The organism is Pseudomonas sp. HLS-6 TE3448 (assembly GCF_053629555.1).
Genome location: NZ_JBRJIO010000001.1, coordinates 1164249 through 1177673 on the forward strand (window position 1 = coordinate 1164249; position 13425 = coordinate 1177673).

The window sequence follows — 13425 nt, forward strand, 5'->3', positions numbered from 1 at the left end:
CACCGGAGCAGCTGCCATGTGCGGTTTGATTGCAGTACGCGCGCTCCACGCCTCCGCCGGCCTGGAACAAAGGGCCAGATCGGCACTGGCGAGCCTGGCCCGACGTGGTCCGGATGCAGAAGGGCTACTCACCGTAGAGCAGGCGCCCGCGACCCTGCTCGGCCATCGCCGACTGGCCATCCTCGATACCAGCAGCGCTGCCGAACAGCCTATGCGCTGCCCGATCAGCGGTACGGTGCTGGTGTTCAATGGTGCGATCTACAACTTTGTCGAGCTGCGCGAAGAGCTTCGCGCACTGGGCTGCCTGTTCGTCACAGACGGCGACACCGAGGTGCTGCTACAGGGCTGGCGCCTCTGGGGTGAGGGTGTGTTTGCTCGCTGCAATGGCATGTGGGCGGCGGTGCTATGGGATGCACCCAGCGGCGATCTGATCTATTGCCGCGACCGGCTCGGCGTGAAACCGCTGTACCTGCATCACGATGGGCACAGCGTAACGCTGGCCAGCGAAATCAGCGCAATTGCCGCAATGCGTGGCGGGTACCCAGCCCCTAACCCAGAGAAACTGTTCGATTTCCTGGTCACCGGTTTTTCCGAGCAAGGCAACGCCACGTTCTTTAGCGGCGTTCAGGCCGTGCCGCCCGGACAGGTCTGCCGCATGAGCCGAGCCGGGCGTTTCAGTGCCGCCCCTTATCATGACTGGCCCGAGCCCGGTAGCGCAGAACCGCTGTCGAGCACTGAAGTGCGCGAGCTGGTGGAAGATGCAATTCGCCTGCGCCTGCAGGCAGACGTCCCCGTGGCCAGCCTGCTGTCCGGCGGGCTGGACAGCTCCATCATCACGCATGTCGCGCTTGGCGCCAGCCAGCAACACCGACAGCGGCTGTCGGGCGCCTTTACCTACGGCTATCACGACGCTGTGCAGTCGGCGTTCGATGAGTCGGCCAGAGCCACAGCGTTCATGGGCGACAGTGGTCATGCGGCCTTGCATCGAATACTGCGCTTTAACCCCATCCCCTCAGCCGATGAGCTAATGAACCTGGTCAGCGTCCAGGGCGAGCCGTTCAGCACGCCGTCGGCGATTGCCGGCTTCAGAACCTACCGTGCCATCCGCGAACAAGGCTACAAAGTCGTGTTATCCGGGGAAGGCGCCGACGAGCTGTTCGGCGGGTACACCGCGCGTTACCACGCCCTGGCGACGAGGGATGCGTTCAAGGCGGGCAAACTGCTGCATATGATTCGCCTGCTCAGGTACCGCACTTTCGCGCCCGGCCTGCTCTTGAATCGCCTGGTCTGGGACCTGCCACTGCCTGCGGTGGGGGCATTGCTGCGGCGCAAAAGACCCAGCGTCGGCCTGATGAGCGAGGCACTCTGGGCGTCGCAGCGGCATCGCCTGGAATACCTGCAAGAACGCATGCGCAGCAATCTGGAAACCCGGCTGCGCCAGGATGAACTCGATAACCTGCTGCCCATGAGCCTGCGGATTGCCGACCGCAACAGCATGAGCGCGGGTATCGAACTGCGCAGCCCATTCATGGACCATCGCCTGGTGCAACGCGCCTTTGCCACCCCGGCATTGACGCGGGTGGGTGAAGGGCGCTCCAAGGCGCTGCTCCGGGACGCCTTCAAAGGGCTGCTGCCCGAGGCCATCATCGAAACGCCGAAGAACACCGGTTTCGGTCATGCCGAACAGTTTCTCGTCGGTCGTTTGCCGTGGCGCGAGTTGCTCGATGACCTGCCCTCCGGGCTGGCGGCATTCATCGACGTGGATGGGCTCCGCGCCCAGCTCGCCCAGCCCCGTCAGCACAGCACGTTGTGGCTGGCACTGTCAGTAGCGCTCTGGTATCGGAGGTTCCATGCGTGAGCACAGCGTGGACTGGGGGTTGGCAGCGGACTGCGGCCAGTGTCGCCTGTGCGGCAGCACCGAGGCACAGCGGCATTTCTGGCCGGAAATCTATGCCCGATCAGGCCAGCAACTGAGGCGTTGCGGACATTGTGCGGCGGTTTATCTGGCGCCGGGCTTTACCGACGCCGGCCTGTCGCGGTTCTATGAAGGCGCCTACCGCCGCCTGTTTCCGGCGGAAGTACCCTGGCACAGCACCACGCGCTTCTTTGCCTGGCGCGGCGACCGGGAAACTGCCCGCCTGCGTCTGTCGCTGATTGCGCCGAAGCTGCCACAGAAGGCGCATCTTTTTGAAATGGGTTCGGGCTTCGGTGCTTTTCTCGGCGAGGCCTCAATGCTGCGCCCAGACCTGCAACTGACGGCCAGCGAGCCGGACACCTCGCACCGCGGCGCCTTGCTGGCGCACGCGCAGGTCGCGTTCATCAACGACCTGACCGCCCTCCCAGCAGAGCACCTGGACGCGCTGGTAGCGTTCCATGTCCTGGAACACCTGATCGACCCTCGGGGTTTCCTGGAACAGGCCGCACGCACGCTCCGAGTAGGCGGACAGCTATGGATAGAGGTGCCGGACCTGATGAGCGACTGGCAGACGCGCCTGTTCGTGCACCCAGCTCACTTGAGTTACTTCTGCGCCGACAACCTGCAACGCCTCGCCGAAGCAGCCGGTCTGCAGGTCACCTACTGCGGCGCTCATCCACTGACGGCATTGCCCGGCACGCTGTGGCTTGAAGCAAAACGCCCGGAACGCCTCGTGCAATCCCCCATGGCGCCCGCTGCCAAGGCAAGCGTCAATACCATTGATCAATGGATTGAACGGGTTGACTGGGGCTTCAAAGACCGCCTGAAGGCCATGCTCAAGCGTGCGGCCCTGAGCCTGCTCGGAGCTGGCGCGCTCGGCGAGCTGCAGCGCTGGCGCCAACATCGTGCCCGGCAGCGTCAGGAGCTGCGCCGATGAGGTTCGTGGCGCTGGTGATCATCATACTTTGGGTCCACTTGGGCGACCTTGGCAGTGCCTGGCTGTATGATGGCGGCGCGTGGCCTGGCGCGGGCGTGCTGCGCAATCTGCGCGACCTGCTGGTCATCGTCCTCGCGGGCTGCTGCCTGCTCAGCGTACGCATGCCGACGCGCCTGCTGCTGCCAATACTGGCCTATGGCAGCCTGGCAATGCTGTACCTGCTGTTCAATCGCGGCGGCGTCTCCTTTGGCATCCTGGTCGGCTCATTCGGCACCCTGCTGATACCCATGCTGTTCTTTCTGGCGGGCTATTACTGCGTCCGGGAACGCCAGCAACTGCGCAGTTGTGCCACCCTGCTGGTAGCACTGGGCATCGCCAGTACCCTGTTCGGCGCCTGGGAACAACGAAACACCCATTTCTGGACCGAGACGCTCGCGTATCCGAGCTACATGCTGCATGTCAAAGGCTTGCTGCTGGGGGCTCAACCGGACACCGGGCTGCCCTGGAATTTCTACTCCAACCTCGAGTTGGATCGCCGGGCCGCAGGCCTGCTGGCCTCGCCTTTGGCCCAGGGAATGTTCCTCGCCGTCGTCGCGCTGACCGCAATCGCTTGGTTGGAGCGGCGCGCGCGCTGGTTCGGCCTTGCCTTGTGCGGCCTGATGTTCATCGGTATCTGGATGTCCGGGACCCGAGGCGCCATGCTCGCGGGCAGCCTGGCGCTGGTCGGTTACCTGATGACCGGCACGACCTTGTTCCGCTCCCGGTATTCACGCCTGGTGATCGCGGGGTGTGCCTGTATTGCTATCGCTATTGCGTCATACGGCATCGTGCTCATCAGCATCCGATTTCAGGACGGTTCAACCATCGGTCACTGGATGGCCTTGCAGAAAAACCTTCAGGACTTGCCCAAGGTATTGCTGCTGGGAGCCGGGTTAGGTGAGCAAGGCGCAATCGCCGCACAAGAGAGCCGCCCGGCCATCGGTGGCGGTGAAGGGGCCATCTTCAGTATCGCCTTTCAATTGGGCCTGCCCGCCGCCCTGCTCTTCCTGTACTTCTATGCCAACGTCGCGCTGGCCTTGTGGCGCGGCTATCGCCAGCACCGCGAGCCCATGGCCCTGGCGGTTTTCTGGCTGTCGCTCGGTGTCGCCACGACCCTGATCAGTTCCGAGCACGTACTGGCAGTCTCCGGTACCGGCGCTTTCTGGCTGCTCTGCGGTGCCACACTGCGCAGCCTGCCCAAAACACAACATCATGCAGCAGGGATGCGCTATGAATACTCAGCCCGGTAACCGTCGGATCGACTTTCTCGGATGCCCCCTCGACCTGATCGCCCCACACGATCTGATGGAGGAAGCGAAGCGTTCCCTTGCCGGCGAGCGCCGCCTGCACCTGGAGGGCCTGAATGTTGCCAAGCTGGTCGACGCCCGTCGCGCACCGCTGCTGATGGGCGCGCTGAACGAAGCCGAGTGGGTGCATATTGACGGTGCCGGCATTTCACTCGGGCTCAAGCTTCTGGACATACCGGTCCCGCCACGCCGCGCAGGCATCGATCTGTTGGGTGATCTGTGCGCCCTGGCAGCGGAAACCGGGGCTTCTGTCTATCTGCTGGGCGCTCGCAGGGAGGTGGTGCAACTGACTGCTCAGCGCTTACTCGGCCGCTATCCGAAACTGCGCATTGTCGGGGTGCGTGATGGTTACTTCAGCGCCGAAGAAGAAGCCGATGTGGTCGAAGCGATTCGTGCCAGCGGTGCGGACATGCTGTTCATCGGCATGAGCTCCCCAAAGAAGGAGCTGCTACTGCAAAAACACTGGCAGCACCTTGGCGTAAAGATCGGCATGGGGGTCGGCGGCTCGTTCGATGTGCTTTCCGGCACACTGCCGCGTGCCCCTCGCTGGATGCAAGTCATTGGCATGGAGTGGTTTTTCCGGCTGCTCATGGAGCCCCGTCGCTTGCTATGGCGCTATGTACGGACCAACGTCGCCTACCTGTTTCTGTTGATCGTCGCCAAGTTCAAAGGCCTCTTCCAGCGCCACGCCGGGTCGGGCACCAATGCGTAAGGCACGCCTGGTCAAAGCCGCCCGGGCGTTCGGGCTGAGCAAACGAGGCTTCCCCTTCATGGTTCTGCGCTCCTCGCGCACACCCATGGGGCGCATTCGTTCGGTGGCACGTTCTGAATACTTCGCCCATCGACCGTTGCTGCAGCGCTGGGCCTTGCGCGCCCTCATGACCCTGGCCTGGCCCATCGGTGCCCTGCTGGAAACCCGACGCAACCTGCGCCAAGCACCAGCGGACATACGTCCGAGCAGCCCCTGGGAGAGCGTTCGGCAGGGGTGGCAGATGTGGCGCCTGGCAATGCTGCACAATGTGCCGCCAGTAGAATTCAACAGCTACCGACTCGCCGATAAATCGCGCCAGCACCTGGCCGGCGATTACTTTTACTGGTGCGAGGCAAACCTGCTACGCACCTTGAATACGCGACGCGGCGCCTCGCATTCGGACGTTCAGGACAAGGCGCGCTTCGCCGACATTTGCCAGCGCCATGCCCTGCCCTGTATCCCCACCCTCGCCGTATTCCGCGAAGGGCGACAAGACCCTTCGCACACCCCGTTTCTGCCAGACCAGGCCAGGCTGTGGGTCAAGGACCTACACGGCCGCCAGGGTAGCGGCACACAACAGTGGCTTCGCGAAGCAACAGGCTACCGCGACATCACCGGCCAAACCCTGCAGCCCACTGCACTGGTGGAGCACTGGCGACAACGCGATTGCATTGTACAACCCTGGTTGCACAACCATCCCACGCTTGCAGAGGTGTCCCACGGGCCGCTGGTAACGCTGCGCATCGTCACCGGCATCACCCTGGTGGGCGAGGTGCAGGTGGTCGCAAAACTGATGATGCTGTTCACCGATGAACACCATGGCAGACGCCGCCCCATCCTCTGTGCAATCAATGCAGGCACCGGCAAGGTCACACGCAGCCTCACCGCCAAGGGCGACGTGGTTACGCATCATCCGTTGACGGGCAAGGCCATCACCGACCTTACGATCCCTCACTGGCAGGCCTGTGTGGAACTGGTGCAACGCGCCCATCGCCAAGCGTTTGAACGTTTCGTCTTTCTGGGCTGGGATGTCGCGGTAACGCCTGACGGTCCCGTGCTGATCGAAACCAACGCCGGCTGGGGATGCTTGTTTCACCAATTGATCGACGACACTGCGCTGGGTGATACGCCCTTTGCCTCCATCGCACTGGAACATCTGGAAGCCCACCCATGCGCTTGATTTGCGGATTTGTACATCTGGATGGCCGAGCAGCCGAGGCCACATGCCTGGAGCGCATGGTGAGTGCGATGATCGAGCCAGGCTTGATACCGAGTGTCGCCCGCCTTCTGCAAGGGCCTGCCGCACTGGCAGTGCTGGATTTCAGTGGGGGGGAAGCCTCGTTGCCGCACGCAGCAAGCGGTGCAGTGATGGCTGCCGACGCCCGTATACACGAACCACAGATCGACGGCGAAAGGCAGCTACTGGCAGCGCTGGAAGCCCCCCACACCGAAGCGCTGAAAGGCATACTCGGAGAGTTTGCCGTGGCGCTCTGGGATGCACGTTCGCGTACCATGACCTGCGCCCGCGATGGCATGGGGGTACGACCGCTGTTCTTCACCCATCAGCCAGGCAACCTGTTCGCCTTCGGCTCACTCCCCCGGGCCATCCACGCTGGCGGTTTCGTCACCCGAGAGCTTGATCAGGACTACTTCCTGAGTGACCTGCTCGGCGCCTTGCACGGACCGGAGCGTTCGCTTTTCAGAGGCATCGAACGGCTCGCACCGGGCGAGCGGATACGCGTATCGCCGCTGCACATCGAGCGCCAGCATCACTGGCGACTGGAGCCAACCCTCGGCGGGCAGCGTACCTGCAGCCCGGAAGAGGCCGCCGAAGAAATGGCCACGCTCGTCCGCGAAGCGGTGCGTTGCCGCTTGCCTGCCGAAAGGCCGGTAGGCGCTCACATAAGCGGTGGCCTGGATTCTTCGTCACTGGCAGTCCTGGCGGCCCGCCTGCAACGCCAGGCAAACCAGCCACTGTTGGGCTACTCCTTTCTGCCCGGCACCCTGACCGGGCTGGACCTGCAAGGCGAAGGGGATTACGTCGAGGCCGTATTGCGTCAGGAGCCGGACATCGCCTGGCAGCCGATCCGGATCGACAACCAAGCAGCGTTTGTCTTCCCACGCATGGATGTCGATCAATTGTTACCGTGCGACCCGGCTTTTCCGGATAACCAGGTCTGCGCACATGCCGCCGCTCACGGTGTAACAACCCTGCTGTCGGGCTGGGGTGGCGACGAAGGGGCCACCTACAACGGTCGTGGGGCGCTGGCAGAAGCGTTACTGGGCGGGCAATGGCGCTACCTGGCCGGAGAGTTTCGGGCGCTGGCCAACGAACACGGCCAATCCCCACTTCGAACAATACGCGCCGAATTGTTGCCTTACCTGATACCGGGCGCCGCCCTCGCTTTCTTGCGCCAGCGGCTTACTGCCGGGGCTCATCCGTACAAACTGCATGACATGTTGAAGCTCGACGACCATCGCATCATCGGCCCAGGCATCAGGATCGGCGCCAATGCGGTCGACAATCGCTGGCAACTGCTGGCGGCACACCCGCACCTGGCACGCAGGACCGAACAATGGGCGTTAATGGGCGCGCGCTATGGCATCGCGTTTACGTTTCCACTACTGGACCGCCGGGTCGTCGAGTTCGCCTGGTCGTTACCCAGCGCGTTGTTTTGTCGCGGCGGATGGAAACGACGCCTGTTCCGCGATGCCATGGCCAATGTACTGCCCGAGAAAATTCGTTGGCGGCGTAACAAACTCAGCCCATTTCCTGAACTACTGATGATCCAGGCGGCGCAACGCGACGCGCTGCAAGCGCAGATGAAAGCACTGCGCGCCCATCGCCTCGCGGGCGATCTTTTTGACCTGCAGGCCATACAGCGCCGCATCGACCACCTGCCCACGGTAGAGGATGCAAAACACCTTGTGCTGGCCGAGAACCGGACGCGCATGGCCAGCGCAGGCGCCATTGTGCCGATGTCGCTGCTGCGCGCCATGGCCTGGTTGCTGCAACATCACTGAACAGGTGGGGGGCCAGATGCTTCCTGGGAAAAACGAGCCAGCTCGCTAAAACCCTGGCTGCTGGGTATGCCGATCACCCCTTGCTCGCCTGTAGTCAGCCAGGCATGGGCCAACATGCGGCGACTGCCATCCGTGCTGAGCGCCATACCAAAATGCAGGGTGGAGGCGATACCACGCCGACGCAGCATGCGCTGGGCAGCAATGGCCTGGGGCAGGCATAGCAGCGTCAATGGCAGGTGCCGAGCAGCACGCACCACAGCCCGCCCGACCTGCCCTGGCAATGCAGGGTGCAGGGGCGGCAGCGACGACACTTCAGCCCGCTGCGTTTGCCCTGACAACTCCCCGGCCCCTCTGGCGACCCAACGAAACGGTAAAAGCTTGAGCATGCTCGCCGCGCACAGGAGCGATACCGCAGCCTCCAGCGTCAGCCAGCGGTCGGCGCGGGACATATGCCTGTATTTAGCCAGCCAACGCATCGCTGACCTTGACCAAACCGCGTTCATGCAAGGCGCCGAGAAAGGTTTCCAGCTCCTGGCGTGCCACCTCAGGGGAGACATCGTATTCGGCAAGCAATGTAGCAAGCATGGCCTCCACCATCAGCGGCTTCTCCAGAAGCGCCCAGATCCTGGCGCCAACCGCATTGAGGTTGAAGTACTTGCCCAGATCAACGCTCATCATCAACAACTCTTCACCCGCCTCAGCAGCGAGCAAACCTTCGGTGCGCTGGAACACGCCCTCCGAAAGCAGCCTTGTATCGATCATCACCTTCTCTGCTCCATGACTGTATGGGTCATCCGATAAAAACCATTACCGCGCGCGGCTCATAGGTAACCCAGACGCTCCATGAGCGGACGATGGGCGCACACAATGCGCTCTTGCTGTGCCGGGGACAACACCTCGGACCACGCCCCCGCCCGCCCCGAGCGGAAGAACGGCGCGCTGGCTCGACCGAGCTTTTCCAGAAAGCCATGCTTCTGCTCCTGACGCTGCAATTGATCGAACGAAGCAAAGTGCACGGCACGCTCTATGGCTTGGGCTGACACGTCGAGGCCCAGAAACGCAGCAGCCTCGGCAAATACTTGCGCCCCATTGGCCAGCAGGTCCTCATAACGCAGCAGGTGCACAGGAACCTCGCGCTGCTCAAGCCAACTGCTCACATGCTGGCTCCAACTGTACAAGACGCTGTCGAATCGAGCGACATACCGGCGCGGAACACAGCCCACGTCACCGGAGCCGTCATTCAGGTAGCCAATAGCCTTGTCAAGCGAACAGCCAAAATGATGGGCCAGCGACACGGCGACGTCTCGCGGATCGCGAACGACATACAACGCAACACTGCGGGTAGGTCGGCCAAGTATGGGCTCACCGGCAGCGTTGAGGCGCCAAAGATCGTGCGTTTTGATGTAAGAGCGTTCCATCGCATCCGCTGTTGCCAATCGGGACCACTGCGGGCGTAGCCGGTCCACTTCGCTGTGAGTCAACAGGCTGGTATCGATAAGTGTCAGCGCTTCAATGGCATGGCGGCTAATGGGCGAGTTGCCCGGCAAGGTGATGTGGTTGATATCGACCGGCTGCTCATCGGCATACAACAGATTGGACAGCAACAGCCGTAACCAGGTATTGCCTGACTTGGGAAAGGAGGCCAGCCACACCACGCCGTGGTCGCATGCTGTCATTTGACGCTTTCCAGACGGTCCAGCACCAGACGCACATCATCGCCAAGCCGGGCAAAATCGGCATGCCGATCAAGCCGAAATACCTGAACCTGCCCCAGCAGCGCGGCTATCTGGACAAACAACTGCGCATCACGCCCCAGGCGCGACGCGAACAAACCACGGAACACGTCATTGCGAAGTAACGCGACTGCGTCAGCAGACGAGAGCTGCACAAGCCCAGGACGGTGCGGTCCCCGTGCCTCGCGCAGTACTACGATGGCCTGCAAGGGAACAGGCACCGGCTGGCCTTCGCCGGCCGGATCCACGTGAAATTTCTGCAGGCTGGCCCGTACAGCTGCGCCCTGACGGTCGTTCAGGGAAAGGCGTGCAACGCTATCGGCCCATAGCCGATGCTGACGCCCGTCCGGAATCAACAAGGGCCTGCCCGCAGTGGCCGTGTGAATGACCGAAACATCATCACTGACAAAACGGCAGCCCGCCTCACACAACGCCGCCGCCAAGGTGGATTTGCCTACCCCACTCGGCCCGCAAATCGCGATAGCCTGACCCTTAAAAGAAACGGCGGACGCATGCAACACCAGGCGCTGGCGTTGATGCAGCAGCACTCCGACCACGGTACTGAGAAAAAACGGCACAACATCGTCGTCGCGGCCAGAGGCTTCGAGCTCGAACTCAACCTGTCGTCCATCGGCAATCAGAAATCGAACGATCCCCGGCACCCGGAACAGCACATCGGCACCGTCGACACGCCAATTCAGGCCGTGCTCCTGCTCTGGCGTATAAGGCAAAGGAACGGTTGCCCGTCGCACCAGCACATCCGGCCCGCTTACCGGAGCCTCGGCTCTCACGATGCCGGGCAGCAGCAACTCGGAACGAACAGACAGCCCACAAACAAGATAATCGACCAAGGCGAACCTACGTGTATTAGCAATGAACTCATTCAAAATGGCTTGGCCCGGATCGACGACAGACAAGGCTTTGATCACTCAGGAACCGGCAAGAACAAGCATGCCGCCAGTGAGCTCTAAAAGCCGCGATGAACATTGTAGATGCCTGTCAGCCGTTGAAACACTTCAAAGGCAAAGTGCTAACGTACAAAAGCCAAGTGATGTCACTTGCCGAACGGCTGCACGAGAAGCAGATCAGGAAAGAGGCCCAACTGTTGCGCCGGTCTCGGTCGTAAAAAAGAACTTGGGCCCCTCAGTAAGACTGTTAATGCTTTGATCGCGCACCTCAGGGGTAAACCACTCTTTTTTCTGGCTCTCGGGCTGGGAGCCCTTTGAATCAACAGTATTGTGGGAGGTCACGACCAGTATCCTTTGGCAGGTTTTACTGCAGCCAATCCGCAGCAAAAAAACGATTTAAAGCCTACATAATTGCTTTTTGCTATACAAGACATGCCCGTCAAAGTACTCATGTCGATGGGTGCCAGATCATATGCCAATAGGGACCTGACTGGCCGGTCTGCTCGAAGCCCAGACGCCGGTACAGCCGCAGAGCAGGGTTGCTCATCTCCACGTTGAGGCTGACGGTCTTGCCCTGCATGCCGGCCTGACGCTGCACCGCACGCAGCAGCGCCGAGCCAAGCCCGATGCCGCAGCTCTCCGGGGTCAGGGATACATCAACCACCCGTACATCGTGATCCGTCCCGAACAGGCAAAGCCTGCCAACGGCGCCTGCATTGTGTTCGACAATATAGAAATCGCCACCGGCATAGGCGTTGGCATAATGACGGCGCTGCAAATCAAACTGGCTGGCCAGGAACGTATGCCGCATCTGTTCCGGCCAGGCCGCAAAACCCGGGTCCGCAGCTCGGTTCGAGACGAAAAGCCGTTCAAGGAACGGCCTGTCGTCAGGGTTCTCGCCGCGCAATGCCAAGCCCGATGGCAGATATTCCGTGGGCAACACGCGCATACACCTCAACTGAAACTAGGGTAAGTACCGTTCCAGCAAATGCAGAAATCAAGCGCTAGATAGGGTTGTCGGTTTTCATGGGGAGCTCCTGTGCCCTGAGGGGATAACGTCGTGACGGAAAGCTGAATATTCGGAGCCCCTGAGGCATAGGCCGGCATTACAGCTGGCGGCGTACTACTCAAGACCGTCGCTCTGGCCAGCCATGATGAACCGGCGTCCGGTGTAGCCTGCATATCGGTTGCCGCGCTTGCGAGCACGGGGTACTTAACCGTCACGGAGTGGTTATGGGGGGGTAGCTGAGCCTCGGTCAATGCTACCGCTGCCGCCCCGGTCGTGTCGGCCCAGGCACGGGGGGTCAGGTTTGGGCCTGCACCACTGCCCATGACCACGCGCTGCCTCAGGTCAGGCAGCGCGAACGTCTGCTTGCCGTCCCCCCCCCACTTGTTGCCAATGAGCGAGAACAATGCGACGTATGCCTGTATCGACACAACGGTACCGTCACAGGCCAGCCAGCCTTCAGGGACGTATCCATAAGGAAACGACCTGATTTCACCGATAAAAGCATCCATGTTGAGCTTTCCTGATATCAAGAATGTGTTGGGTAGATACCGACCAGGGCAATGATGTACGTCAAAACCGCGCTAGGCATGACGTTGTTGTGCGCCTGACCTAATCCCACCTCTGCGACGGTGGAATCTGACAGCGTCGTTGGATTCTGTGCAGAAGCTGCGGTGTTCTTGAGGTATTGGGCTATAGATAAATCCGTATTGGCCAAGGTCATTCCTGGCAATGGCATTGCAGCACTAGCGTTTGCACCCGCAGTCATGATTACGTGCGAGTGCGCTGGCATCTGTGACGAGATCAGGGCCACTTTCTCGGTACCACTGGCAGTACCGACGACCCTAGCCGTCAGGTCTACTCCCTGCCCCTGCCCCTGCCCCTGCCCCTGCCCGATAGGCACACGACCGCGTAAATCAGGAAGCAGGAATGTCCTCACCCCATCTCCGCCATAGGTCGTGCCAATCACGGAATACAACACTTCGTTGCCGCTGATCGACAGCTGAGAGCCGTCACACGCATGCCAGTTGTCGGGTACTTTCGAACCGGCAAACAAACGCACTTCACCTACATAACAATCAACCATGTCTTTGATTCCTCAATGCTGGGGTCAACTAGCGTCAGCTGCGTGGCGGGAATATGCCCGAGACGGCAATACAAGGATTGAGCACCAGGAACGGCTGCATGTTTGTATGCGCTGCACTACTGCCTGACACCGATACACTTTCACCGTTCAGCGGGATCATGGCAGCAGGTGTGCCAGGCGTCCCGTAGAGATGTGGGTCAGTCACGCCACCCGCTGCAGCGGCATGCGCCAGAAAATTGTTCTTCGGCTGCGGAACCGTTCCCGCTGCCGTTGATGCATTGAAGGCATGTGTATGTGCAGGCATTTGTGCAGCAGTCAGCGTGACGGTTTCCGTACCCGCCTTGACTGCAAGGGAATAATCAGGTTTGCCCGCGTCACAGTGCAGGGCCGCACGGCCGCGCAAGTCCGGTAGCTTGAACGTTGTTACCCCATTCCCTCCGTACCTTGTCCCAAGCAAGGCATACAAGGCCTGGTTCTGAGCGATTGGCATGTCTCTTCCATCACATGCAAGCCACCCGCTGGGCGCCCAACTCGTCGGAAACCAGCGAATTTCACCCAAAAAATAATCTGACATCCCCCGCTCCTTTCCTTAGAAAAGCATGTAGTTAAGACTCAACCGATTAACCTCGACGCACGCAATGCACATCGCAGCCCAAGGCAATAACGCACCCTGTGCTCACGTGCACTTTTTAATCATAAAAACGCTGGCGATTATTGG

The 13425-nt window shown here is 61.1% G+C and carries 14 protein-coding genes; 6 read left to right on the forward strand and 8 right to left on the reverse strand.

Features of this window, described 5'->3' with window-relative positions; genetic code table 11:
* Positions 1 to 16: 16 nt before the first annotated feature.
* The 6 genes from asnB to AB7M23_RS05475 are packed head-to-tail and all read left to right on the forward strand — an operon-like array spanning position 17 to position 7973.
* The gene (asnB, locus tag AB7M23_RS05450; protein ID WP_454240369.1) at positions 17 to 1858 is read left to right on the forward strand and encodes an asparagine synthase (glutamine-hydrolyzing); all 1842 of its coding nucleotides are present in this window, start codon (positions 17 to 19) and stop codon (positions 1856 to 1858) included.
* On the forward strand, positions 1851 to 2852 hold the full coding sequence (locus tag AB7M23_RS05455; protein ID WP_454240370.1) for a class I SAM-dependent methyltransferase: 1002 nt from the start codon (positions 1851 to 1853) through the stop codon (positions 2850 to 2852). The genes asnB and AB7M23_RS05455 overlap by 8 nt, the downstream gene beginning before the upstream one ends.
* A complete protein-coding gene (locus AB7M23_RS05460; protein WP_454240371.1) occupies positions 2849 to 4141 on the forward strand; it encodes an O-antigen ligase family protein in 1293 nt (430 codons plus the stop codon). The genes AB7M23_RS05455 and AB7M23_RS05460 overlap by 4 nt, the downstream gene beginning before the upstream one ends.
* Complete coding sequence (locus AB7M23_RS05465) at positions 4122 to 4910, forward strand: WecB/TagA/CpsF family glycosyltransferase (RefSeq protein WP_454240372.1); 789 nt, start codon at positions 4122 to 4124, stop codon at positions 4908 to 4910. The genes AB7M23_RS05460 and AB7M23_RS05465 overlap by 20 nt, the downstream gene beginning before the upstream one ends.
* Positions 4903 to 6129: a sugar-transfer associated ATP-grasp domain-containing protein gene (locus AB7M23_RS05470; RefSeq protein ID WP_454240373.1), complete on the forward strand. Its 1227-nt coding sequence runs from the start codon at positions 4903 to 4905 to the stop codon at positions 6127 to 6129. The genes AB7M23_RS05465 and AB7M23_RS05470 overlap by 8 nt, the downstream gene beginning before the upstream one ends.
* Positions 6120 to 7973 carry an asparagine synthetase B family protein gene (locus tag AB7M23_RS05475; RefSeq protein ID WP_454240374.1) on the forward strand — a complete coding sequence of 618 codons (1854 nt, stop codon included), beginning with the start codon at positions 6120 to 6122 and terminating at the stop codon, positions 7971 to 7973. The genes AB7M23_RS05470 and AB7M23_RS05475 overlap by 10 nt, the downstream gene beginning before the upstream one ends.
* Here AB7M23_RS05475 and AB7M23_RS05480 read toward each other — a convergent pair.
* From AB7M23_RS05480 to AB7M23_RS05515, 8 genes are all read right to left on the reverse strand, one after another.
* On the reverse strand, positions 7967 to 8422 hold the full coding sequence (locus AB7M23_RS05480) for a lasso peptide biosynthesis B2 protein (RefSeq protein WP_454240375.1): 456 nt from the start codon (positions 8420 to 8422) through the stop codon (positions 7967 to 7969). The genes AB7M23_RS05475 and AB7M23_RS05480 overlap by 7 nt on opposite strands.
* Before the next feature lie 10 nt (positions 8423 to 8432).
* A complete protein-coding gene (locus AB7M23_RS05485) occupies positions 8433 to 8735 on the reverse strand; it encodes a PqqD family peptide modification chaperone (protein ID WP_454240376.1) in 303 nt (100 codons plus the stop codon).
* 59 nt (positions 8736 to 8794) lie between these two features.
* Positions 8795 to 9649, reverse strand: a complete 855-nt coding sequence (locus AB7M23_RS05490) for a sulfotransferase domain-containing protein (protein ID WP_454240377.1) — start codon at positions 9647 to 9649, stop codon at positions 8795 to 8797.
* A complete protein-coding gene (locus AB7M23_RS05495; protein WP_454240378.1) occupies positions 9646 to 10458 on the reverse strand; it encodes a hypothetical protein in 813 nt (270 codons plus the stop codon). The genes AB7M23_RS05490 and AB7M23_RS05495 overlap by 4 nt, the downstream gene beginning before the upstream one ends.
* 604 nt (positions 10459 to 11062) lie before the next feature.
* A complete protein-coding gene (locus AB7M23_RS05500) occupies positions 11063 to 11563 on the reverse strand; it encodes a GNAT family N-acetyltransferase (RefSeq protein ID WP_454240379.1) in 501 nt (166 codons plus the stop codon).
* Between the two features lie 5 nt (positions 11564 to 11568).
* Positions 11569 to 12132 (reverse strand): phage tail protein, encoded by a 564-nt coding sequence (locus tag AB7M23_RS05505; protein ID WP_454240380.1) that lies wholly within the window; start codon positions 12130 to 12132, stop codon positions 11569 to 11571.
* A gap of 17 nt (positions 12133 to 12149) precedes the next feature.
* Positions 12150 to 12707 carry a phage tail protein gene (locus AB7M23_RS05510; RefSeq protein WP_454240381.1) on the reverse strand — a complete coding sequence of 186 codons (558 nt, stop codon included), beginning with the start codon at positions 12705 to 12707 and terminating at the stop codon, positions 12150 to 12152.
* Positions 12708 to 12741: 34 nt separating this feature from the next.
* Positions 12742 to 13281, reverse strand: coding sequence for a phage tail protein (locus tag AB7M23_RS05515; RefSeq protein WP_330522452.1), 540 nt, complete (start codon positions 13279 to 13281; stop codon positions 12742 to 12744).
* Between the last annotated feature and the right edge of the window lie 144 nt (positions 13282 to 13425).